We start from the raw sequence: 21,163 nt of genomic DNA on the forward strand, positions 1-21,163 counted from the left end.
TATCCGACAATCGAAGTTCGCCTGAACCTTTTACTCTGACTGCAGGGATACACTCACATTATCAATCAGACGGGTTTTACCTAGAAATGCGGCCATCAGGATGACTAAATTTGAATCTTCATGCCCTGGTGGCAACAGGGTATCGGCGCAACGGATGTCGATATAGTCAGTTTTAAAACCGAGTGAGTTTAATTCTTCTGTATAGCCTTGGATTAATTTGGAAAAATCCCGTCGGCCTAACTCGATATGATCGGCAATTTCCATCATCACCCGGTATAAGTTGGGCGCAATCTGACGTTGTTCCGCAGATAAATAACCGTTACGAGAACTCAGTGCCAAACCATCTTTATCCCGGGCAGTGGCCACACCATGCACTTGCAGATTCATGGATAAGTCGCTAACCATTGCCTTAATCACCTGCAATTGCTGAAAGTCTTTTTCTCCAAAAAAAGCATGATTAGGCTGAACCATATTAAATAGTTTGCAAACAATGGTCGCCACTCCACGAAAATGGCCAGGACGGCTGGCGCCACAAATCATGTAGGAGATACCGGGCACTTCTACAAAAGTCTGCTGTTCCAGTCCTCGTGGGTATATATCACTCGCTTTTGGGGTAAATACCACGTCGACACCTAACGCTTCTAAGGCGGTACAATCTTGTTCCAGTGTGCGGGGATAGGATTCCAGGTCTTCATTGGCACCAAATTGCATTGGATTAACGAAAATGGAGACCACTACGATGTCTGCGGCCTTCCGCGCCTGTTCAACTAATTGCAGATGCCCTTGGTGTAAATTACCCATGGTAGGGACAAACGCAATCACTTTACCGGCTAATTGCCATTCGCGACGTATTGCCCGTAATGGCAAAATATCACTGATAACTTGCATAGCTATCCTTAATTAAAACTGTGTTCAACGTCCGGGAAGTGACCTTCACGAACTTCTTTAATATATTGTGTAACGGCGCTGCGAATGTCACCGCACTGAGCTAGATAATTTTTTGAAAACTTGGGCATATAATTAGCACTAATACCTAACATATCGTGCATCACCAGTACCTGACCGTCAGTATCTGCGCCAGCACCAATGCCAATCACCGGGATGCTGAGCGCCCGACTGATTTTTTGCGCTAATGCGGTGGGGACACATTCAAGCACCAATAACTGCATACCGGCTTGCTCTAATTGCAGGGCTTCTTCCAGCATTTTTTCGGCCTGTAGTTCTGAACGACCTTGAACTTTAAATCCACCGAAAACATGAACTGATTGGGGCGTTAGACCTAAATGACCGCAGACCGGAACACCTCGCTCATTCAATCCACGAATGGTATCGGCCAGCCAACTCCCTCCTTCCATTTTGACCATACTGGCCCCGGCGGCCATTAGCTTACCGGCATTGTGATAGGTTTGTTCTGCGCTGGCATAACTCATAAATGGCATATCAGCGATGACAAATGCCCGTTGAGTGCCTTTACGTACCGACTTGGTGTGATAAACAATATCATCGACACTGACTGGCAACGTATCGTCTTGGCCTTGTAATACCATGCCCAAAGAATCACCAATCAGGATGGCATCAATACCTTGTTCATCAAATAATTTGGCAAAACTGGCATCATAAGCTGTGATGACTGTGATTTTTTCACCGTTTTGTTTCATTGCCAACAGACTGGCAGTTGTGACTTTTTTCATTTTTACTACCCCACTGTTGTTGAAAGGTTGCACTATACGTTTTTTTGCAATGATATTAAATTGTCAGTTGGTTTAATCCATTGAGAGGGCAGGTTTCAAGCAGCTCAATTAAAGGTTGTCCATCGGGCAAGACCAAATCCGGCGCAATCTCGGCCAATGGGTATAACACAAACTCCCGTTCGCGCATGCCGTAATGGGGCACGGTTAAGCGGTCATTCTTAATCTGTTGATTAGCATACAGGAGTATATCCAAGTCCAGTGTGCGTGCCCCCCAACGTTGATCTTTGCGCACTCGGCCTTGCTCCAGTTCAATGCGTTGTAAGCCATCGAGTAAGGCTAAAGGAGACAAGTCGGTTGTAAGTTCTGCCACCGCGTTAACATATTCGGGCTGATCTTGAGGGCCCATAGGTTGGCTAGCATATAGGCTGGACACACGCCCGATTTGACTTGTTGGCAAACTGTTCAATGCTTTCAAGGCCATCTTGATCTGTTTGACGGGCTCGCTTAAGTTGCTGCCCAATCCGATAAATACCTGTTTCACTTGGCGGCTTTTTTAGGCTTAAATTTGCGCTTGCGGCGGGCTGGTGGTTTTTCCGTATCGCGAAGTTTATCCAATATTTTTTTACGTTGCTCAGGATTGGCATGCTGGAATTCGGTCCACCATTCGGCTAATTCCGCCAATTGCCCGCCTTCAATTTCAGCACGAACCAGCAAGAAATCGTAAGCTGCCCGAAATCTTGGATGTTCTAATAGCTGAAAGGCTCGACGACCAAAGCGACGTGGCAGACGGTTCTGTAATTGCCAAATTTCACGCATCACGGTAGTAAAACGTTTGGGGATCATGATGCGTTTGGTTTGTCTGTCCAGTACGTCACCCATAGCCAGATTGAACGCGTCAAATTGACTAAATCCTCCATCAACAATCAGGTTTTGACAACGATCTTCCAGTGGATACCAAAGAAGCGCGGCATAAATAAAGGCCGGGGTCACGCGTTGTTCGTTGTTGATACGTTCATCGGTATTAGCCATGACTTTTTCAATAAAACTAATTTCACGGCTATTGGCATCATTGAGTAGCGGGGCCAGAATTGGAAATAGGGGTTCCATCAAATGATATTGCTGCAACAAATGAAAAATTTGTAAGGCATTACCGGACAAAAATAGTTTAAGCACTTCTTCAAATAGGCGAGCTGGCGGAATATTGGTTAACAGTGGCGCCAACGTCTTGATAGGCAGCGCAGCGCTATCCTCTATTTGCATATTCAGTTTCGCTGCAAAACGCACGGCACGTAACATACGCACTGGATCTTCGCGATAACGGGTTTCCGGATCGCCAATCAGACTGATTTTTCGTTGTTCTATCGCGCCAATGCCGTTGGCAAAATCACTAATGGAAAAATCAGCGATGTTGTAATACATCGCATTGACGGTGAAATCACGACGTTCAGCATCTTCAAAAATATCACCAAAGACATTGTCACGCAGAATTTGTCCATGGTCACTTTGTTTGCCCAAGTCTTCATCGGATTGGTGATGACCACGAAAAGTGGCGACTTCAATGATCTCGCGACCAAACATCACATGAGCCAAACGAAAACGACGGCCAATCAGGCGACAATTACGGAATAGGGCTTTTACCTGTTCGGGTTCAGCATCGGTGACCACATCAAAATCTTTAGGTTTAAGACCCAGTAATAAGTCTCGTACACAACCTCCAACCAGATACGCTTTGAATCCAGCATTATGCAGGCGATAAAGTACTTTTAGTGCACTATCACTAATGTCATTACGAGAAATGCCATGCTCACTGCGGCTTAATATACGTGGCTCTAATCGGGTTTTCTCGGCTACAACACCACTGTTCAGTGCTTGTTTAACCTTATTGATGATGCGGGTAATTATAACGCTGACTCCTAGAAATATTTTGATCGATTTATGCCGGAAAAATGGCCGCTAATTCTAGCGCAGCTAGGTGTAAAAGAGAATTATTAGGTGTTTTTATCTGTTACTTGCGATTCGGTTATGGCTTATTCATCATCAAGTTTGAATTTCAATGGTCTTGGGTAAACGTTCAATCTGCCAGTGGTTGACTGCCCAATGCAATATTTCCTGGCAGGGAGCACCTTGCAATACGGCGGGTGGAGAATGATTTAACCAGGTTAAGACCTGAGTGATATTTTGACTGGCTTGTTTATCGTTTAAAGCCGGGGCATGGTTCTGTTTACTTAGTTTCATTCCAGGCTGTGTGACGACCACGGGCAAATGCAGATACTGGGGAATTGGCTGATTAAACAATTTATACAGGAGCATCTGACAGGCGGTCGGTTGTAATAAATCGACGCCTCGGACTATATGGTTGATACCTTGACGAATATCATCGACGACCACCGCTAAATGGTACGCGTACAGACCATCTTTGCGTCTAATAATGAAGTCTTCTCCAGCAAAATTCATGTCACTTTGAATATTGCCTTGGAGTAAATCGGTAAACTGTTCCACCGGCTGATCATTGCGGATCCGCAATGCGCAATATGGGGCGGCAAGTTGACGTTCCCGACAGTGGCCTTGGTAATGACCGCCAGCTTGCTGGATCATTTTGCGAGTGCAGTCGCAATAATAGCTAAGTCGCTGTTGTGCCAGCCAATTCAGGTGGTGATCATAATGCGCGCTATTGTGACTCTGGTATTCCACACCCTCATCCCAAAGCAATCCATGCGCTTCGAGACTGGTTAAAATACGGTCTGCTGCACCCGCCACTTCGCGCGGTGGATCAATGTCTTCAATGCGTACTAACCATTGCCCGGATTCAGCGCGTGCTTGCAGATAACTCCCGACTGCTGCTACGAGTGACCCTAAATGCAGTGGACCGGAAGGCGATGGCGCAAAGCGTCCTCGATAGGGTGTGTTAATCAGCATCATGATGGAGAACTCATTGCCCTAGAAACGACAAAAGCTGCATAAAGACGGGCTTTATACAGCTTCTATACAACAGCGTAGGGTGATTAACCCTGCATCTGTTTCTCTTTGATTTCTGCCATCGTTTTACAATCGATACACAGATCAGCTGTCGGTCTGGCTTCTAAACGGCGGATACCGATTTCAATACCGCATTGATCACAAAAGCCAAAGTCGTCTTCTTCGATACGCTTAAGGGTTTTTTCGATCTTTTTAATTAATTTACGTTCACGATCTCGTGTACGTAATTCAATACTGAACTCTTCTTCCTGTGCTGCCCGGTCAACGGGATCGGGGAAGTTGGCGGCTTCATCCTGCATGTGATGTACCGTACGGTCTACTTCTTCACGCAGTTGATTACGCCAGGCTTGTAATAATTTACGAAAATGCTCCATTTGAGCATCATTCATGTATTCTTCGCCGTCCTTCACCTGATACGGCGATACGCCTGCCAGCGCTAGCAGACCAATGGTTTTGTTTGTTTTTTCTGTTGGCATTTGCCAAATCTCCTAAACAAAATCGCAAGGATTTAAAATAAGCGGCTATCTATAGCAGAAAGCCTGGCCCTTGACAATGATATGGGTTGTTCACTTCCAATAACAAATAACCCGGCTCAAATCAGACACGCAAATATGGAGATGAAATTTAAAAAATCAACTATTTTATTGTAAATAAAACGGGACCGGTTGATGTAAAAAGTAATTTTCTTGTTGCAACTGGCTGCGATAGGCCAAAATTTGTACTCCTGCCTCCACTGCCAGTTGGAGTTCTTTGGCGTAATCCGGATCAATATGTGCGGCTACCCGAACTTTTTCGATACCACTATGCTGTACTGCAAATAATAATACTGCACGATGGCCTTGCTCGATCATATTGACCAACTCACGCAGATGCTTTTGACCTCGCTTAGTAACGGCGTCGGGGAAATACCCCCATCCCTCTTGTAACAATGTCACGGATTTCACCTCTACGTAGCAGTCGGGCAAATCGGTTTGCGTGAGCAAGAAATCAATACGGCTATTTTCGCTACCGTATTTTACTTCGCTAGCAATATGCTCATAGTCGGCTAATTCTTGGATGACTTGATTGTGCAGCGCTTCTGCGACTAATTTATTGGCATTGTGGGTGTTAATACCAATAATCTGTTGTTGCTGGTTTTTTACCAGTTCCCACGTATAGGCGAGTTTTCGTTTGGGATTATTGTGTTCCGATAAATAAGCCGTCCAGCCGACTTCCCCACAATTGGTCATGGAACCGGTATTCGGGCAGTGAGCCGTCACCAGTTGACCATGAGCCAACTCCACATCGGCAAAAAAACGTTTGTAGCGTTTAATTAACTTTCCTTTGATCAGCGGACTAACAAATTTCATCGCTTGAGATAGCACCCTTGGATAATTTAGACTAGCTGCCTATTCTATCAGTTCTTACCTTACTCACTTACCGATATTGGAGTTTATTTATGGCTCACCTTACTTTGGCTCTTTCTACCAAGCCAGCCGCAGCCCATTGGGGCGCCAATGCGATTTTATCTTTCACCGACAACAGTGCGACCATTCATCTTGGCGATGAGCCAACTAATTATTTACGTATTATTAAAAAAGCCGCGCGTATTCTTGAAGGGTTGGGCAATAAAGAAGTGGAATTTCAAGGCGATTGGCACATTGAACAACAATGGGCATTTGCTTATAGCTACAGTTCAGTGAAAAAACCGGGCGGGATTATTTGGCTGGAAAATACGGATAAAGCCGAATTGGAAAAACGCTTTAAAGCCTTGTTATTTACCCGCGATATTATTAATCGCGGGCCTAACGATATTCATCCTCAAACTCTGGCTAGTGAAGTCATTAATTGGCTAAGCCAAATTGGTGGCGAGGCGATTAGTAGTAAAGTGATCAGTGGTGAGGATTTGCAAAAGCAGGGTTGGACCGGCATTTATAATGTGGGACGGGGCAGTGATCGCCCCCCTTTATTATTGGAAGTTGATTTTAACCCATCAGGTCAGGCTGATGAACCGGTCAGTGCCGCATTGGTAGGCAAAGGTATTACGTTTGATAGTGGCGGTTATAGCATTAAATCCAGTGAAGGGATGCTCACCATGAAATGCGATATGGGCGGTGCAGCCACCGTTAGTGGAGCACTGGGATTAGCCATGATGCAAGGCTTGCAGAAACGGGTGAAATTATTTTTATGCTGTGCTGAAAATTTGATTAACGGAAATGCCTTTAAGCTTGGTGATATTCTGACTTACAAAAATGGGACAACGGTGGAAATAGTCAATACCGATGCTGAGGGGCGATTAGTTCTGGCAGACGGTTTATTGGCCGCCAGTGCAACGGGAGCTCCATTGATTATTGATGCGGCGACCTTAACCGGAGCGGCAATGGTTGCGGTGGGCAATGACTATAATGCCCTGTTTGGTTTGGATAAAAAGTTACTGCAAACCGTACTGGCGATTGCTGAACAGGAAAATGAACCGGCGTGGCCATTACCGCTGGAGTTATGGCATCAGGAAAATTGTCCATCGGCTTATGCCGATACGGCGAATAGTCGAGCCCAAAAAGGCGGAGGCGCTGGTGGTGCTTCAAATGCAGCAGGTTTTTTGTCGCGGTTTGTGAGTAATCAAGGTCAGGGATGGATACATTTTGATTTGGCTTCAGCATTTAATAATAATGCAACCAGTTATTTGCCTGCGGGTGCTTCGGGAGCTGGAATTAGAACTATTGCCAGAACATTATTAAATGCAGACTAATGGATATTGACGTTGAATTAGGTCTGTAAACAAGAATGGGTTATCGCTAAGGCGCTGAGGAAAGCATGATTGTGACATCAACCTCCGCGTCTTGGTGATATCGATTAAATACCGCCGATGCGTTCTGCGAAGGTTTTGTAACGTTCTACATCATCAGAGTCAAAAAGGGGACGCCCTTCATCATCTTTTTGTTTGGCGATTAACAGGCTCTCTCGCTCAAGGCGTTCAACCCGAATATCTTGTACCCCTAAAAATGTCGCTACTTCACTTACGGTCATTAAACTCATTTGTTCCCCATCCATCGTTTAATAAATATTGTTACAGACTAAAATTTTACCTCAGTATAAACAACTTAATTAAATAACTGAAAGTTAGATATTTTTTTACTAGAATAGCAGCATTATTCGTCTGTGACATACTGAGAAATAAAAATGGATACTTGGTCGGCTGCCGTGATGTTGTTTCTGATTATGGATCCATTGGGCAATTTACCGATTTTTATGTCGGTACTAAAAGTGATTGAACCCAAACGCCGTCGTATCGTATTAGCTAGAGAACTGATTTTTTCGTTACTCATCATGGGGCTATTTTTATTTAGTGGCCAATCGATGCTGGATTTTTTAAATGTTCGGCAGGAAACCGTCAGTATTGCCGGCGGAATTATTTTGTTTCTGATTGCATTACGCATGATCTTTCCCCAACCGGGCGGCGCTATCGGCCATACTGTTGGCGAAGAACCTTTTCTGGTGCCGCTAGCGATTCCTTTAGTGGCAGGGCCATCTATTCTTGCCGCGCTAATTTTACTGGCTAATCAAGACCCTACGCGGATGACCGATTGGAGTATTGCACTGTTTTGCGCTTGGCTGGTGAGTGCCGCAATTTTAATGTTTTCCAGCCTTATCCATCGGATTTTGGGTGAGCGGGGGTTAACGGCCGTGGAAAGGTTGATGGGCATGATTTTGGTGATGATTTCTATTCAAATGTTTCTTGATGGTATCGTTGCATATTGGGGACACGCTGCATGAAAAACAAATTAAATACCTTTGCTCGGGTAAGAGAATTATCCGGTTGGCAGGCTATTGCCTTCGCGGCCACATTGGTGGAAAGGATGTTACCCAATTATCAGCTGTTTTGTGAGGCGAGTGAGTTTGGGGATCCTGAACAATATCGTAAGACACTCAATTCCATTTGGGAGTCTTTGGCCAGTCCTAAAAGCAAAATTAATTTTGCGGCTCAGTTGGAAAAAATCGAAGTCGCGATCCCGGATGCGGCTGATTTTGATGTGTATGGGGTTTATCCCGCTATTGACGTTTGCATGTCTATGACAGCATTAATATTGTTAATTATGGATGATGATCCGCAAGGGGCCGTAGTGGTCAGTAAGTTATCCCAAGGTTCAGTTGAAGCTTTTATTGAAGCGGCAACTGAAGGTGATGTGGATGATCAGCAAATTAAACAACATCCACTAATGCAGTGGGAAATCAGTTTTCAAACCGAGTTACTCGATGTGATCGCTAAGGCCAAGCCATCGGCTGATGTGTTTAAACAGCTTAAAGCGATGGCGACAGAAGAAGGGATGTCAAATATCGGTATTGATTTGCAGGACTAGGGTCTGTTGATCTTTGCTGTATGAATTTTGTTCTAACTAAACGCTTTTTAATCGCGACGCTTATTTGCAGGCCTAATGGATTAAGTCAAAAATAAGCAACAATGAGTAAAAAGCGTTTAGGACGAACCCTTCGGGCAACGTTTGCGCGGCATTTCTACTGCTTCAGCACTCATTCATGTAGAACAACTACACCACAATCGTGCTTCGTTGTTTAAATACCGCGCAATTCGTTGCAAAAGTATACAGCAAAGATCAACAGACCCTAATCCGGATTGGAATAAATTGTTTATTCACTAATAAATAAAGGAATAATCACTGCCAGCCAGCAGACTAGAATGATCAGCATGGTAAAAAACACCGCTGCCGAGCCGAGATCTTTAGCTTGCTTGGATAATGGATGAATTTCTGTACTTATCCGGTCAATGGCCGCTTCAATAGCACTATTGATACACTCTACAACCAACAGCATCAGTAGCGGTACAATCAATACGACCAACTCCAATGGCTTATGTGTGATCCAAAAAGCCAGCGGGATCATAATCAGACACAATAATAGTTCCTGACGAAAAGCCGCCTCATGACGAAAGGCGTAACCTATTCCGTCTAGCGAACATTGTGCGGCTTTGAATACTCGTCCAAGGCCGGTGCCATTAGGTTTTTCCATTGTCATATTTTTATTCATCTCGTTGATATAAGCGATAACAAACTTGCTTGGTTTGACGCTGTTTTAATAACCGCCAATCGGAGGGAACAGCATAATTGGAGTTTGCCAACTCGGATTCTATATAAATTAACCCATCGTTGGCCAATAGGTTGTGTTCGCTAATCTGTTTTGTCAGCGGTTCAACTAACCCTTGATTAAAAGGGGGATCGACAAAAATCAAATCAAATGAGCGATTAAGTGTTGCAGTGATAACGTTAATATTATCATTCAAGACCGTTACTTGCGCTGTTGTTAACTGCAAAGTTTGACAGTTTTGGTGAATGATCTGGCAAGCTGATTTATCCAACTCAACAAACACACAGCTAGCAGCATGACGGGATAATGCCTCGAATCCCAGCCCACCACTGCCAGCAAAAGCATCGAGACAATGGCGACCTACTATATAAGGCGCTAACCAGTTAAATAGGGTTTCTTTCGTTCTGTCTGTGGTAGGGCGTAACCCTTGTACATTTAAGACTGGTAATTTTCGTCCTCGCCATTGTCCGGCAATAATACGAATGCTTCCTGAAGTTAGAGATTTTTTTTTGGCCTGAGACTTCATTGAAATGATATGATTATTCGGATTAACACATAGTGTACAGCTTCATGGTTGCTGTTACATACCTAATTATTGTTAAGGAACTTGGTTTTTATGTCGAAGCTATTCCCCTGGTTTAAAAAAGATAAACAAAATCAGGCGCCCTCTGAGCCCGAACAGGCAGTAGAATCACCAACAGAATCGTTACCCGCTGAGGACATTGAAAAGCCGCTAGAAGCAGACCATGATATTCCTGCTACGCATGTCGAGCCGGACGTCACAGAGGCAACGACTCCCCCAGAAAAAGCGCCATCTGAAATCCAGGATAAACCGGGTTCCGGTGGCTTTTTTAGTAAACTCAAGCAAAGTTTATCGAAAACCCGAATCAATATTGGTACGGGGTTTATCAGTTTATTTACCGGCAAAAAAATTGATGATGAGCTATTTGAAGAATTGGAAACCCAACTGTTATTGGCAGACTTGGGGATGGATACCACCCAAAAAATTATTCGCCAATTAACGGAAAAGGCTAAATTAGCCCAGTTAAAAGACGCTGAGGCATTATATACATTGCTCAAGCAACAAATGGCCGAGTTACTTAAACCGGTGAGTCAGCCATTGGATTTTAGTCAAACCGATGGGCCATTTGTAATTTTGATGGTGGGTGTCAATGGTGTTGGTAAAACCACTACTATTGGTAAACTCGCCAAACAATACCAGCAGCAGGGTAAAAAAGTCATGCTGGCCGCAGGTGATACCTTTAGAGCCGCAGCGGTGGAGCAACTACAAGTGTGGGGCGAGCGCAATAATATTCCGGTGATTGCCCAACAAACCGGATCGGATAGTGCCTCGGTATTATTTGATGCATTGCAGGCTGCCCAGGCTCGTAAAGTCGATATTCTGATTGCCGATACGGCAGGCCGTTTACAGAACAAAGATCATCTGATGGAAGAATTAAAAAAAGTCGTGCGGGTGATGAAAAAAATCAATCCTGATGCCCCTCACGAAGTGATGTTAACCTTGGATGCCGGTACCGGACAGAATGCCATTAGCCAAGCAAAATTATTTAGTGAAGCGGTTGGTTTAACTGGCATTACCTTAACTAAACTGGATGGTACCGCCAAAGGCGGGGTAATTTTTGCCATTGCTGATCAGTTCAGTATTCCGATCCGTTATATTGGAGTGGGTGAAGGGATCGATGATTTAAGACCTTTCGAAGGTTCACAATTTATTGATGCCCTTTTTAGTCAGTCAGAAGAATAAACGGAAACCCAAATAGATTATGATTAAGTTTCAGCAAGTGAGTAAAACTTACCCGGGGGGACATCAGGCATTACGTCAGGTGAGTTTTCATATTAAACCTGGAGAAATGGCGTTTTTAACCGGACATTCCGGTGCAGGTAAAAGTACCTTGCTGAAATTAATTAGTATTATGGAACGTCCCACAGTGGGAAAAGTACTGATTAATGGTCATGATTTAATGCAAATCAAAGCACGACAAATTCCCTATATCCGCCGCGACATTGGGATGATTTTTCAAAGCCATCAATTGTTAATGGATAAAAGTGTATTTGATAATGTGGCGTTGCCGTTAATTATTGAGGGCTACGCCCGACGTGAAATTACCCGCAGAGTCCATGCCGCGCTGGATATGGTCGGCTTATTAAATAAAGCGAAAAATTCCCCTATTACCCTATCAGGTGGTGAGCAACAACGTGTGGGGATCGCCCGTGCCGTGGTAAATAAACCCCCTCTGTTACTCGCCGATGAGCCGACAGGTAACCTCGATCCCAAATTATCCATGGAAATTATTCAACTATTTGAGAACTTCAATCAGGCGGGGGTTTCTGTATTGATCGCAACCCATGATCTTGGGTTAATTGCTCGTATGCGTTATCGCACCCTGACTCTTAAGAATGGTCAAATGATAACTGACGGATTAGCAGAAGATTGGCAGGAGGGTGATGATGAGCTTATTGTTTAAAGAACGCCAGCACGGAGCAGAACAAAGCAAAATTTCAGCCCCACAAAAAGTGCTGATGTTTTTTGTTGATCATTTACGTCAGGCGTTAGCTAGTTTAGGTGAATTATGGCGTACTCCAGCGGCATCATTGATGACAATTGGTGTTTTGGGATTGAGTATAACCTTGCCGACAACCTTGTATGTGTTGGTTAAAAATACCGAGCAGGTTAGTGCTGGCTGGGAGCAGGCGGCAGAAATATCATTGTTTTTGCGCAGGGATGTCTCTCAAGGAGATATTCAGCAAATGATTAAACGGGTTAGCTTATGGCCTGAAGTTGAAAAACTGGTGCATATCCCTGCTGATCAAGCGTTGAATGAATTTAAACAATTATCCGGTTTTGGTGATGCCCTACAGTATTTGGACAGCAATCCGCTGCCTGAAGTGATATTGGTGACACCAACGGTCAAGCATGCAGGACCCCAGTCGGCAGCACGATTATTGGAAAAATTACGTGATGAAAGAGAAGTCGAAACCGGCAAGCTGGATATTGAATGGCTAACTCGTTTGCATGGCGTACTGGGATTGGCTCGAGAATTAGTACTGCTAATCGCAATTTTACTGTTTATGGCAGTGGTATTGATAATTGGTAACACTATCCGATTAAATATACTGAATAAGCGAAGTGAAATTCTGGTGATGAAATTAGTTGGCGCGACGGATGCTTTTATTCAGCGGCCCTTCCTGTATACCGGCTTCTGGTTTGGTCTAACCGGGGGAATATTAGCCTGGTTTGCGGTGATATTGATTACGTGGTGGATGGGATCCAGTATTGCCAATGTGACTGCCTTATATCAGAAAAACTTTGAATTAACCGGTTTAGCCGGGTCAGAATTATTGACCATGTTAGGCCTGTCTATTTTTCTTGGTTTAGTCGGTTCCGTGATCAGCGTGCATCGACATGTGCGAGATATAGAGCCGAGTTAACTGAATATTGTACAGAGCATTAATCGTCTTTTGCTACGGTGCGCATTGCCGCTCCCCAAATGAGCGCTTGCTGATGAAATTGATGCACATCATCGGTACCAATTTGTAGACAATCTGCAGCTGTGGTTGCGGTTTCCCAGTTACCTGATTCAAGAGCTTTTGCTAATAAAAGGTAATTATTCAGTCGTCCTTCAATGCCACAAAGCGCCTGTTTGAGTTCATCTGAAATGGGTAATTTATTCACCAATACAGTCATTTCTTGATCGAGAAGGGCGTCTAACATCGATAACAAGCCCACTAAAAAGCCCATTGGAGGGTTATTGTATTCGCCCTTATTGTCGGCAATGAGTTCACAAAATTTGGCACGGATCAGCGATGTGTGGACGAGTTCTGGTGGTTTGTTGTCATTTAAATTAGCCAATGCCAGCAAGGCAATAAACTTTTTGATTTCGATTTGGCCCATAAAATTCAGGGCATGTCGTAATGATGTAATTTTGTGCCGTTTGTTGACTAACGGATTATTAATAAAACGCAATAATCGATAGGTTAAGGCAACATCTCGTTCAATAATATTATTGATATGAGCAAAGTCGAATTCGATTGAAGACGAAACCGATAGTAACTCGATAATATTGATTTTCGATGAAGGCAGACCCTTATTTTTGATGACCTCAGGGCGGGTAAAAAAGTAGCCTTGAAAATAATCAAAGCCCAGTTCATGAAAAAACTGAAACTCATCGTGAGTTTCGATTTTTTCGGCAACTAATTTGACATTGTAGGCTTTTAATTTCGCCATATTGTCTTCAATGGTAGCGCGACTGCTTTCCCTGACATCGACTTTAATGATGCTCACAAGAGGAATAAATATGTCCCATTTAGGATCGAAGTCATAATCATCTAATGCGAGCTTGTAACCTAATGCCTTAATTTGAGCACAGGCATCCAGAATGGGTTGATTAATTTCAATGTTTTCGAGTATCTCCACCACGACAGCGTCAGGATCAAGAAAGGTTGGAAAACGGTATAATAAGGTGTCTTGAAAAAAGTTGATAAAGGCAGGTTTACCATTGGTGATTTCATCCAGACCCAGACTTAAATGACTATTAGTCAATAATTTAGAGGTGGCTTCGTCGGGGGCAATATCGGGATAACAATTACTGGTACCATCACGGAATAATAGCTCATAGGCATGCACTCGTTTTTTTCGGTCAAAAATGGCTTGTCGTGCCACATAGTTATACATAACGCTAATCTTCCTTTATGAAAGTAGAATATTTCAGAAAAATACAACTACCTTAATTACCACTCCAGTCTGATTACGCAGTGAAAACGTTATGTTGAACGGTTACATGTATCAAACTTGAAAAATAGAGAATTAAATTTTTTTGTTGTCACCATATTGAAATTTTATTGATTTGTCACCATTGGAACTTATTAAGTGAAATAGACACTAATGAAATAACCAACAAGTCCTGCGCAAATGTAAGCAAATGCAAAAGTAATGGCGAAGCATTTGGCGCGATGATAGACTGAGTGCAATAAGTAATTTTAGGAGTTCACAATGAGCACAAGCCTACAAATGGCATTAAGCGTTCCTCGCAGCTCCGGTAGTATTGAAGCCTATATTCAGGCCGCTGGCAGTATTGCCATGTTGAGTGCCGAAGAAGAGCGCGAGTTAGCTGAAAAGTTACAACAAGATGGTGACCTGGAGTCAGCACGTAAGCTGATCATGTCTCATTTGCGCTTTGTTGTGCATATTGCAAAATCATATTCTGGTTATGGTTTGCCTCAGGCTGACTTAATTCAGGAAGGCAATATTGGTTTGATGAAAGCCGTCAAGCGTTTTGATCCCACTGTTGGTGTTCGACTAGTGTCTTTCGCAGTGCATTGGATAAAAGCTGAAATTCATGAATTTGTCTTGCGCAACTGGCGTATCGTAAAAGTCGCTACCACTAAAGCACAACGTAAACTGTTCTTTAATTTGCGTAAGGCCAAAAAGCGTCTTGGCTGGTTTACACATGCTGAAGTTGAAACCGTTGCCGAAGAATTAGGTGTGAGCACCAAAGAAGTTCTGCAAATGGAAGCCCGTATGAGCAGCCAAGATCAGACTTTTGATTTGTCAGCTGATGATGACGAAAGCGGCAATTTTGCACCCGTACAATATCTTGAAGATAAGTCTGAAAGTGTTGAATCACAGATTATTTCTGATGATTGGGACAGTAATTCCAGCGACCGTCTTTATTCAGCGATTAAGACCTTGGATGAGCGCAGTCAGCATATTATTCAAACGCGCTGGTTGACCGATGATAAAACGACTTTGCAGGAACTGGCAGATAAATATCAGGTGTCCGCTGAGCGTGTACGTCAAATTGAAAAGAATGCGATGAAAAAATTGCAATCTGCAATGGCCTAATCGCTAGCCAACAAATTAACTAAGCCTTCTTCGGAAGGCTTTTTTGTGCCTCAAGTTTAATTATTCGTTTTCAGGTTTGCTTGGCATAACCCAATATTCACCTTTAAACACTCCTACTGGTGTTTCATCGTCAAAAATGTCTACTTGTAGCTTAACTGGACAGCGCTTATTTTTTCTTAACAAATCGAATTTTTCGACCATCGACTCAATATTGCATACGGCTCTTGGCCGAACGGTGATAGGTTTATTATATTTAATCTCGCCTTCGGCCAGTACAATATCACCGCTCAGATCTTTTTCTTTTAAATGTAAATGAATCATTCCCCAACCGGTTAAAACCGCTTGTGAATAGATGCTGCCAGCAAACATGGTGTTATGCGGATTCATATTTTTTACTAAGGATGAGCGGGTTTCCAATGTACGACCACTGTATTGAAATAGTTTTATACCCATCTGTTCGCTAATCGGAATTGAGTCATGCCAAACTTCCTGTAACGCTTGACACCATTTGGGGTGGATCATGATGGCATTCATTTCAGTCAGTTGTTTAATCATTAGCTGGCGGCTTAAACTCCCTAATTCGGTAGGGCTTTCTCCGGCGACAACATAGCCACAACTTTTAAAAAATGGCATAGAAAGTTCGCGGCTGTTGGTTACAATCCGCTCGACACCTTCGTGGCGAGCGACACCTTCAATAGCAGAGACAATCAATTTCCCCAACCCTTTGCCTTGTTGATCATTGGCAACGGCAATATGGCGCATTTGCGCTTCTTCTGAGGTGTTGAAATGCAGTCGACCTATGGCCAATACTTCTTTGTTTGGACCAACAATCATCCTATGATGACTAACTTGTTCGTATTCATCCTTTTCTGAACCGGGAGGGTAATTCCATGGTTTACGCAACATTTGCCAGCGAAAAGTAAAATACTTTTCAAAGTCTTCATCGGTTTCCGGTGTTACGACTCTATACATATATTCACTTATTCTCTTAGTTAGAAAAGGTTACAGTTTCGATCCAGAACGGATAACCTTATAGTGTTCTGCACAGTTTAGGAAGATGATTTATAACAGTGATATTCAATTTAAAACAAGATCTTGAGCAACAATCATTGCTATACATGCGTAATTTAGGCGGCTCACAGGCCTTATCCGTAGAGCGAAACGAACATTATTGCTGGCTAAAAATTAATTCTACTGTGCACAGTGTAATGAGTGTCAAACAACCGGAGCAACTTATTTTACCGCATTTGCATGCGATGATGCTGGCTCAATATTTTGTTCCTCAGGCAAGCAGTGCATTAGAGCTTGGGCTGGGCGGCGGCTCAATCCAACGTTATTTAGCCCATTTTAATCCGATAACCCTGACCAGCGTCGATATTAGCCCGGACGTTATCGCATGTTTTGATCACTATTTTAATCCTAATCAAATACACGGCAATATTATTCAGGCGGACGCCTTGGACTATTTAGCCCAAGCTAAAGATATAGATTTATTGTTTATCGATTTATTTGCTGAACAGCATTGTCCTGAGTTTTTATTCACAGCTGATTTCTATCGGTGTTGTCAGGAATGTTTGTCAGCAAATAGTCTTCTAGTGCTGAATTTACTTCCGGCAGGAGAGCATCAGGTGGACCAAGTGATGCAACTTTTACAACAGCAATTTGGCCGCTTACCCATGTGCTTCTCGCTCCCCGGTTATATTAACCGGATCCTGATGGTGGCAGATCGGGACATTCCCAGAATTAGATTTGATCAGGATTTTTTTTCCTTTGTGAATAAAATGGCGATTAATTTAAATTTATTCGTATTAGATCCCTAACTATATGGATAACTGAAAGGTAACAGGACCATCATTAATTAATTCTACTTGCATATCCGCACCAAACTGACCGGTTTGACATTGAATACCACTATCTCGAGCTTGCTGAATAAAATACTCATATAACTTTTCACTCAATTGGGGATCGGCCGCACTGGAAAAGCTGGGGCGGTTTCCTTTGCGGGTATCCGCCACGAGCGTAAACTGTGATACTACTAACAGTTCACCTTTTATTTGCTGCAAATTAAGATTCATTCTATCTGCCGCATCGCTAAAAATCCGATAGTTTAATACCCGTTGGCACAGACGTTGGGCTTTATTTTCATCGTCTTCTTTTTCAATCCCCAACAGCAGTAATATTCCTTGACCAATTCTGCCTACGCACTCACCTTCAACCACGACACTGGCTTGTTTTACTCGCTGTAATAATCCAATCATTGCTGCACCTTAATTTCTTTGTGTTATCTAATTTATCATCCAAGCTGTGGATAGTGGAGTGGTTATTGGTTTTGATAGGGTATTGAGTGATGTTCTTGAGTAAAATGCTAAATTCCATTAACTTGTAGAACTAATGAATGCAATTTGATCGCGAATGAGGAGAGAGTCATGGCAGGACAAGGATCGGGCGGCAATGTGATTGCTGCATTATGTAATATTTTTATTCCAGGTTTAGGTCAGTTAGTTCAAGGTCGAATTCTGGCCGCGTTAATGTTTTTTGTGGTTACTGCCGTATGTTATGCGCTGACGGCTACGGTTATCTTGTTTTTCATGTGGATTATTGGCGCGATTTTTCACTTGTGGGCTATTATCGATGCCGCTAAATACCGAGGCGGAGCGTGATGAAAAAGTTACTCATCCCGTTATTTATTTTATTAACGGGATGTCAATCTGCCTACTATGCTGCGATGGAAAAGGTCGGTATCGAGAAGCGAGATATTTTAGTCGATAGAGTCGAAGACGCCAAAGATGCGCAGCAGGATGCCCAGCAGCAATTTAGTTCTGCCCTGGAACAGCTTAGTGAACTGATTCAGTTTGATGGTGGTGAATTACAAGAAGTTTACCAGAATCTTAAAGATCAATATGAAGTGAGTGAGGAATCTGCATCCAGAGTCAGTGCCCAAATTGATAAAGTCGAAAGTGTCGCCGAGGCGCTATTTGATGAATGGCAAGATGAGCTGGATCAGTACAGTAACGAGAATTTACGTCGTGATAGTCAACGTAAACTTAAAGAAACTCAGCGCCGTTATTTAAGTCTGGTTAAATCCATGCGCAAGGCAGAAAGTAAAATGGCACCAGTATTATCGGCATTACAAGATAACATGTTGTATTTAAAACATAATCTTAATGCCGCCGCGGTAGGCGCGTTGCAAGGCGAATTGAATAATATTAAAAAGGATGTAGATCAGCTAATCAAGGAAATGAATAGTGCAATCGCTCAGTCCAATGAATTCATTAACAATATGAAAGGCGGTTAATCGCCTTTCACAGCATAGTTGAACAGTATGCAGTCGTTTACTCTATTTCCCGCGCATTCAAGCTGGTTGGATATGGCCAGTGCCTCGGGCTCAAGTTATTTATTGGTGTTTGCCGCTGAAATAGGCGATAAAAGTCAATTGGTGTGTATGGCTCTCGCGGCTAAATATCGTGCCACTCCGGTGATACTGGGTGCCGCACTGGCCTTTATTGTGCTTAATAGCTTAGCGGTATTGTTTGGTGTCGCGATTGCCAGTTGGATCCCTCAATCAGTCATGACTGCTATTGTGGCCTTATTGTTTGCCGTCTTTGGCATTCAGGCATTACGTAATAGTGAAGATGAGGAAGTGGAAAGTATTGAACGGAGTAATCGTAATGTGCTGGTTACCACTTTTTTGCTTATTACGCTGGCTGAGTTTGGTGATAAAACCCAGTTAGCGGTAGTCGCATTAAGTGCGACCTATATACCGCTTGCAGTATGGATTGGCGCCACGCTAGCGTTAATCTCGACCTCATCATTGGGAGTGTGGGCAGGGCGCACCTTATTGCAAAAAATTCCAATGGATTTGATTCATCGGTTCAGTGGAGTGTTATTTCTTCTATTAGCGATGTTTGCCGGCTGGGAAACCTATCAATTGCTTAACCTTTAATATTAGGGGCTTGAATGCATCCATTATTCATTGTTGTGTTATTGACCTTAGGAGCCGGATTGGCGATGCCTGTAGGGGCATTATTAGCCAAATTTGAAAATATCCACTCGGACTGGCTGGAACAGGAATTTAGACATAGTGTGGTGGCTTTTGGTGGGGGGGCTTTGCTATCGGCAGTGGCATTGGTGCTGGTGCCAGAAGGCATTGAACATTTATCGCCTATCGTTGCAGCGACTTGTTTAATCTTTGGTGGCGCGACCTTTATGGGCTTGGATATGCTGCTTGCCCGGCTTAAAACGGCTGGTAGTCAGTTAGCTGCAATGCTAAGTGATTTTATCCCTGAATCAATGGCATTAGGTGCCGCCATCGCCATGGGTAACGATAGTGCGTATTTATTGGCGGGATTAATTGCGCTGCAAAATATACCTGAAGGCTTTAATGCTTATCGCGAAATCAACCAGAGCAGTAATCTTTCCGGACAACGCATTGTGATTATTTTTACTATCATGTCGTTATTGGGACCACTGGCTGGTGTCAGTGGCTATTTATGGTTATCCGATTATCCGGCTGTTACCGGGATTGTTATGTTGATTGCCGCGGGCGGGATTTTATATTCGGTTTTTCAGGATATTGCGCCACAAGCCCGTCTGGAGAAACACCGTGCGCCACCAATGGGCGCGGTCTTAGGTTTTGTGTTAGGTGTAATGGGTTACATGTATACCTAAGTTAACTCAATCCGTATCAGCAAACTTTTCCACTTGGACCGTGAATTCTGCTCCCACTAGTACCACTATCCAACTTAAATACACCCATAAAAATAGGATAGGTATGGTCGCCATGGCACCATAGATGACCTGATAAGATGGAAAACTGCTGATATAAAAAGCAAAACCTTTTTTAGATAGCTCGAATAATACAGCTGCTACAGCGGCCCCCGCCAAGGCATGTTTGGCCCTAACTCGTTTATTAGGCACCACCATATACAAGATGAAAAAGGCCCCTATTGAGGTGACATAAGGGATCAGTTTTAATAATAACGTGGTAATTCCCGGGGTATAGCCTTCAGCAAAGGTTGCCAGCCCCATTAAGTATGAGCTAATGGCAATTCCGGTTCCCATCAGCATTGGACCGAGAGTGAGTACCATCCAATAAATGGCAAAGGTGAATATTGGACGACGTTCACTTGGAGTGCGCCAGATATGATTGAGTGTTTTATCCACGTTGGAAATAAGCAATAACGCCACAACGACCAAGGATAAGATACCAACCGCACCCATTTGAGAGGCATTGCCGGCAAACTGACTGACATATTTTTGCACCACGCCTCCGGCATGTGGGACGAAGTTACTGAATATAAAAGATTCTAATTCGCCTCGAGCATCGTCAAAGGCGGGGAAGGCCTGCAGAATGGTAAAAAACACCATAATAAATGGCACTAGTGATAACAGTGACACATAGGCAAGATGACCAGCCGATACCGTAATGCGATCATCTTTACAGCCCAAGACAAACGCTTTCAAAAATGAACCGGCTTGCGGACTGGTTTGCCGCCACCAATCCAGCAATTTGTTATCAGTCAAAACTTTTACTCCAGCCAAATAGCCGGTGACATTA

The 21,163-nt window shown here is 43.4% G+C and carries 26 protein-coding genes; 12 read left to right on the forward strand and 14 right to left on the reverse strand.

Going from position 1 to position 21,163, the window contains the following annotated elements:
* Positions 1-30: 30 nt before the first annotated feature.
* From panC to sfsA, 7 genes are all read right to left on the reverse strand, one after another.
* Positions 31-888, reverse strand: coding sequence for a pantoate--beta-alanine ligase (gene panC, locus ACTD55_RS12000; protein WP_438864576.1), 858 nt, complete (start codon positions 886-888; stop codon positions 31-33).
* A gap of 8 nt (positions 889-896) precedes the next feature.
* The gene (gene panB / locus ACTD55_RS12005) at positions 897-1,691 is read right to left on the reverse strand and encodes a 3-methyl-2-oxobutanoate hydroxymethyltransferase (protein WP_438864577.1); all 795 of its coding nucleotides are present in this window, start codon (positions 1,689-1,691) and stop codon (positions 897-899) included.
* A gap of 55 nt (positions 1,692-1,746) precedes the next feature.
* Positions 1,747-2,232, reverse strand: coding sequence for a 2-amino-4-hydroxy-6-hydroxymethyldihydropteridine diphosphokinase (gene folK, locus ACTD55_RS12010; RefSeq protein ID WP_438864578.1), 486 nt, complete (start codon positions 2,230-2,232; stop codon positions 1,747-1,749).
* Positions 2,229-3,557 (reverse strand): polynucleotide adenylyltransferase PcnB, encoded by a 1,329-nt coding sequence (gene pcnB, locus ACTD55_RS12015; RefSeq protein WP_438864691.1) that lies wholly within the window; start codon positions 3,555-3,557, stop codon positions 2,229-2,231. The genes folK and pcnB overlap by 4 nt, the downstream gene beginning before the upstream one ends.
* A 171-nt stretch (positions 3,558-3,728) precedes the next feature.
* Positions 3,729-4,610 (reverse strand): tRNA glutamyl-Q(34) synthetase GluQRS, encoded by an 882-nt coding sequence (gluQRS, locus tag ACTD55_RS12020; RefSeq protein ID WP_438864579.1) that lies wholly within the window; start codon positions 4,608-4,610, stop codon positions 3,729-3,731.
* A gap of 83 nt (positions 4,611-4,693) precedes the next feature.
* Entirely contained in the window at positions 4,694-5,143 is a 450-nt protein-coding gene (dksA, locus tag ACTD55_RS12025; RefSeq protein WP_416306407.1) for an RNA polymerase-binding protein DksA, read from the reverse strand.
* A 165-nt stretch (positions 5,144-5,308) separates the two neighbouring features.
* A complete protein-coding gene (gene sfsA / locus ACTD55_RS12030; RefSeq protein ID WP_438864580.1) occupies positions 5,309-6,016 on the reverse strand; it encodes a DNA/RNA nuclease SfsA in 708 nt (235 codons plus the stop codon).
* An 89-nt stretch (positions 6,017-6,105) separates the two neighbouring features.
* Between sfsA and pepB the strand changes: the two genes are divergently transcribed.
* The gene (gene pepB, locus ACTD55_RS12035; RefSeq protein WP_438864581.1) at positions 6,106-7,395 is read left to right on the forward strand and encodes an aminopeptidase PepB; all 1,290 of its coding nucleotides are present in this window, start codon (positions 6,106-6,108) and stop codon (positions 7,393-7,395) included.
* Positions 7,396-7,499: 104 nt separating this feature from the next.
* Here pepB and ACTD55_RS12040 read toward each other — a convergent pair whose 3' ends face one another.
* On the reverse strand, positions 7,500-7,682 hold the full coding sequence (locus ACTD55_RS12040) for a helix-turn-helix domain-containing protein (protein WP_438864582.1): 183 nt from the start codon (positions 7,680-7,682) through the stop codon (positions 7,500-7,502).
* A 144-nt stretch (positions 7,683-7,826) separates the two neighbouring features.
* Here ACTD55_RS12040 and ACTD55_RS12045 point away from each other — a divergent pair, with 144 nt between their 5' ends.
* Positions 7,827-8,420, forward strand: coding sequence for a YhgN family NAAT transporter (locus tag ACTD55_RS12045; protein WP_438864583.1), 594 nt, complete (start codon positions 7,827-7,829; stop codon positions 8,418-8,420).
* Positions 8,417-9,004, forward strand: a complete 588-nt coding sequence (locus tag ACTD55_RS12050; RefSeq protein ID WP_438864584.1) for a YjaG family protein — start codon at positions 8,417-8,419, stop codon at positions 9,002-9,004. Before ACTD55_RS12045 ends, ACTD55_RS12050 begins: the two co-directional genes overlap by 4 nt.
* A gap of 286 nt (positions 9,005-9,290) precedes the next feature.
* Here the strand turns inward: ACTD55_RS12050 and ACTD55_RS12055 are convergent, their stop codons facing one another.
* Both ACTD55_RS12055 and rsmD read right to left on the reverse strand, forming a co-directional pair.
* Complete coding sequence (locus ACTD55_RS12055; protein WP_438864585.1) at positions 9,291-9,674, reverse strand: diacylglycerol kinase; 384 nt, start codon at positions 9,672-9,674, stop codon at positions 9,291-9,293.
* Positions 9,675-9,678: 4 nt separating this feature from the next.
* Positions 9,679-10,269 carry a 16S rRNA (guanine(966)-N(2))-methyltransferase RsmD gene (gene rsmD / locus ACTD55_RS12060; RefSeq protein WP_438864586.1) on the reverse strand — a complete coding sequence of 197 codons (591 nt, stop codon included), beginning with the start codon at positions 10,267-10,269 and terminating at the stop codon, positions 9,679-9,681.
* Between the two features lie 90 nt (positions 10,270-10,359).
* Here rsmD and ftsY point away from each other — a divergent pair, with 90 nt between their 5' ends.
* Genes ftsY through ftsX form a run of 3 tightly spaced genes read left to right on the forward strand, consistent with a single transcriptional unit; the run spans position 10,360 to position 13,193 of the window.
* A complete protein-coding gene (ftsY, locus tag ACTD55_RS12065; RefSeq protein WP_438864587.1) occupies positions 10,360-11,508 on the forward strand; it encodes a signal recognition particle-docking protein FtsY in 1,149 nt (382 codons plus the stop codon).
* Positions 11,509-11,527: 19 nt separating this feature from the next.
* The gene (gene ftsE, locus ACTD55_RS12070; protein WP_438864588.1) at positions 11,528-12,229 is read left to right on the forward strand and encodes a cell division ATP-binding protein FtsE; all 702 of its coding nucleotides are present in this window, start codon (positions 11,528-11,530) and stop codon (positions 12,227-12,229) included.
* Positions 12,213-13,193: a permease-like cell division protein FtsX gene (gene ftsX, locus ACTD55_RS12075; protein ID WP_438864692.1), complete on the forward strand. Its 981-nt coding sequence runs from the start codon at positions 12,213-12,215 to the stop codon at positions 13,191-13,193. The genes ftsE and ftsX overlap by 17 nt, the downstream gene beginning before the upstream one ends.
* A gap of 19 nt (positions 13,194-13,212) precedes the next feature.
* Here ftsX and ACTD55_RS12080 read toward each other — a convergent pair whose 3' ends face one another.
* Entirely contained in the window at positions 13,213-14,436 is a 1,224-nt protein-coding gene (locus ACTD55_RS12080; RefSeq protein ID WP_438864589.1) for an EAL and HDOD domain-containing protein, read from the reverse strand.
* A gap of 318 nt (positions 14,437-14,754) precedes the next feature.
* Between ACTD55_RS12080 and rpoH the strand changes: the two genes are divergently transcribed.
* Positions 14,755-15,606: an RNA polymerase sigma factor RpoH gene (rpoH, locus tag ACTD55_RS12085; RefSeq protein ID WP_438864590.1), complete on the forward strand. Its 852-nt coding sequence runs from the start codon at positions 14,755-14,757 to the stop codon at positions 15,604-15,606.
* 60 nt (positions 15,607-15,666) lie between these two features.
* Here the strand turns inward: rpoH and ACTD55_RS12090 are convergent, their stop codons facing one another.
* Entirely contained in the window at positions 15,667-16,578 is a 912-nt protein-coding gene (locus ACTD55_RS12090; protein WP_438864591.1) for a YiiD C-terminal domain-containing protein, read from the reverse strand.
* Positions 16,579-16,676: 98 nt separating this feature from the next.
* Between ACTD55_RS12090 and ACTD55_RS12095 the strand changes: the two genes are divergently transcribed.
* Positions 16,677-17,426, forward strand: coding sequence for a methyltransferase domain-containing protein (locus ACTD55_RS12095; protein ID WP_438864592.1), 750 nt, complete (start codon positions 16,677-16,679; stop codon positions 17,424-17,426).
* On the opposite strand, the gene dtd is transcribed toward ACTD55_RS12095, so the two are convergent.
* Entirely contained in the window at positions 17,427-17,864 is a 438-nt protein-coding gene (dtd, locus tag ACTD55_RS12100) for a D-aminoacyl-tRNA deacylase (RefSeq protein WP_438864593.1), read from the reverse strand.
* 168 nt (positions 17,865-18,032) lie between these two features.
* On the opposite strand from dtd, the gene ACTD55_RS12105 reads away from it, so the two are divergent.
* The 4 genes from ACTD55_RS12105 to ACTD55_RS12120 are packed head-to-tail and all read left to right on the forward strand — an operon-like array spanning position 18,033 to position 20,274.
* On the forward strand, positions 18,033-18,266 hold the full coding sequence (locus tag ACTD55_RS12105) for a hypothetical protein (RefSeq protein ID WP_438864594.1): 234 nt from the start codon (positions 18,033-18,035) through the stop codon (positions 18,264-18,266).
* Positions 18,266-18,901 (forward strand): DUF2959 domain-containing protein, encoded by a 636-nt coding sequence (locus tag ACTD55_RS12110; protein WP_438864595.1) that lies wholly within the window; start codon positions 18,266-18,268, stop codon positions 18,899-18,901. Before ACTD55_RS12105 ends, ACTD55_RS12110 begins: the two co-directional genes overlap by 1 nt.
* Before the next feature lie 27 nt (positions 18,902-18,928).
* Positions 18,929-19,549, forward strand: coding sequence for a TMEM165/GDT1 family protein (locus ACTD55_RS12115; RefSeq protein ID WP_438864596.1), 621 nt, complete (start codon positions 18,929-18,931; stop codon positions 19,547-19,549).
* A 14-nt stretch (positions 19,550-19,563) separates the two neighbouring features.
* The gene (locus tag ACTD55_RS12120; protein ID WP_438864597.1) at positions 19,564-20,274 is read left to right on the forward strand and encodes a ZIP family metal transporter; all 711 of its coding nucleotides are present in this window, start codon (positions 19,564-19,566) and stop codon (positions 20,272-20,274) included.
* 6 nt (positions 20,275-20,280) lie between these two features.
* Here the strand turns inward: ACTD55_RS12120 and ACTD55_RS12125 are convergent, their stop codons facing one another.
* Positions 20,281-21,114: a virulence factor BrkB family protein gene (locus ACTD55_RS12125; protein WP_438864693.1), complete on the reverse strand. Its 834-nt coding sequence runs from the start codon at positions 21,112-21,114 to the stop codon at positions 20,281-20,283.
* Positions 21,115-21,163: the final 49 nt, after the last annotated feature.

Origin of the sequence: Neptunicella sp. (genome assembly GCF_048268085.1) — a bacterium.
In the GTDB taxonomy this organism is placed as follows: Bacteria; Pseudomonadota; Gammaproteobacteria; order Enterobacterales; family Alteromonadaceae; genus Neptunicella.

Excerpts from the sequence above, each read along its gene's own strand:
- panC (WP_438864576.1), bottom strand. The coding sequence starts at position 888 with ATGCAAGTTATCAGTGATATTTTGCCATTACGGGCAATACGTCGCGAA.
- panB (WP_438864577.1), bottom strand. The coding sequence starts at position 1,691 with ATGAAAAAAGTCACAACTGCCAGTCTGTTGGCAATGAAACAAAACGGT.
- gluQRS (WP_438864579.1), bottom strand. The coding sequence starts at position 4,610 with ATGATGCTGATTAACACACCCTATCGAGGACGCTTTGCGCCATCGCCT.
- dksA (WP_416306407.1), bottom strand. The coding sequence starts at position 5,143 with ATGCCAACAGAAAAAACAAACAAAACCATTGGTCTGCTAGCGCTGGCA.
- sfsA (WP_438864580.1), bottom strand. The coding sequence starts at position 6,016 with ATGAAATTTGTTAGTCCGCTGATCAAAGGAAAGTTAATTAAACGCTAC.
- pepB (WP_438864581.1), top strand. The coding sequence starts at position 6,106 with ATGGCTCACCTTACTTTGGCTCTTTCTACCAAGCCAGCCGCAGCCCAT.
- ACTD55_RS12040 (WP_438864582.1), bottom strand. The coding sequence starts at position 7,682 with ATGAGTTTAATGACCGTAAGTGAAGTAGCGACATTTTTAGGGGTACAA.
- ACTD55_RS12045 (WP_438864583.1), top strand. The coding sequence starts at position 7,827 with ATGGATACTTGGTCGGCTGCCGTGATGTTGTTTCTGATTATGGATCCA.
- ACTD55_RS12050 (WP_438864584.1), top strand. The coding sequence starts at position 8,417 with ATGAAAAACAAATTAAATACCTTTGCTCGGGTAAGAGAATTATCCGGT.
- ACTD55_RS12055 (WP_438864585.1), bottom strand. The coding sequence starts at position 9,674 with ATGACAATGGAAAAACCTAATGGCACCGGCCTTGGACGAGTATTCAAA.
- rsmD (WP_438864586.1), bottom strand. The coding sequence starts at position 10,269 with ATGAAGTCTCAGGCCAAAAAAAAATCTCTAACTTCAGGAAGCATTCGT.
- ftsY (WP_438864587.1), top strand. The coding sequence starts at position 10,360 with ATGTCGAAGCTATTCCCCTGGTTTAAAAAAGATAAACAAAATCAGGCG.
- ftsE (WP_438864588.1), top strand. The coding sequence starts at position 11,528 with ATGATTAAGTTTCAGCAAGTGAGTAAAACTTACCCGGGGGGACATCAG.
- ftsX (WP_438864692.1), top strand. The coding sequence starts at position 12,213 with ATGAGCTTATTGTTTAAAGAACGCCAGCACGGAGCAGAACAAAGCAAA.
- ACTD55_RS12080 (WP_438864589.1), bottom strand. The coding sequence starts at position 14,436 with ATGTATAACTATGTGGCACGACAAGCCATTTTTGACCGAAAAAAACGA.
- rpoH (WP_438864590.1), top strand. The coding sequence starts at position 14,755 with ATGAGCACAAGCCTACAAATGGCATTAAGCGTTCCTCGCAGCTCCGGT.
- ACTD55_RS12090 (WP_438864591.1), bottom strand. The coding sequence starts at position 16,578 with ATGTATAGAGTCGTAACACCGGAAACCGATGAAGACTTTGAAAAGTAT.
- dtd (WP_438864593.1), bottom strand. The coding sequence starts at position 17,864 with ATGATTGGATTATTACAGCGAGTAAAACAAGCCAGTGTCGTGGTTGAA.
- ACTD55_RS12105 (WP_438864594.1), top strand. The coding sequence starts at position 18,033 with ATGGCAGGACAAGGATCGGGCGGCAATGTGATTGCTGCATTATGTAAT.
- ACTD55_RS12110 (WP_438864595.1), top strand. The coding sequence starts at position 18,266 with ATGAAAAAGTTACTCATCCCGTTATTTATTTTATTAACGGGATGTCAA.
- ACTD55_RS12115 (WP_438864596.1), top strand. The coding sequence starts at position 18,929 with ATGCAGTCGTTTACTCTATTTCCCGCGCATTCAAGCTGGTTGGATATG.
- ACTD55_RS12120 (WP_438864597.1), top strand. The coding sequence starts at position 19,564 with ATGCATCCATTATTCATTGTTGTGTTATTGACCTTAGGAGCCGGATTG.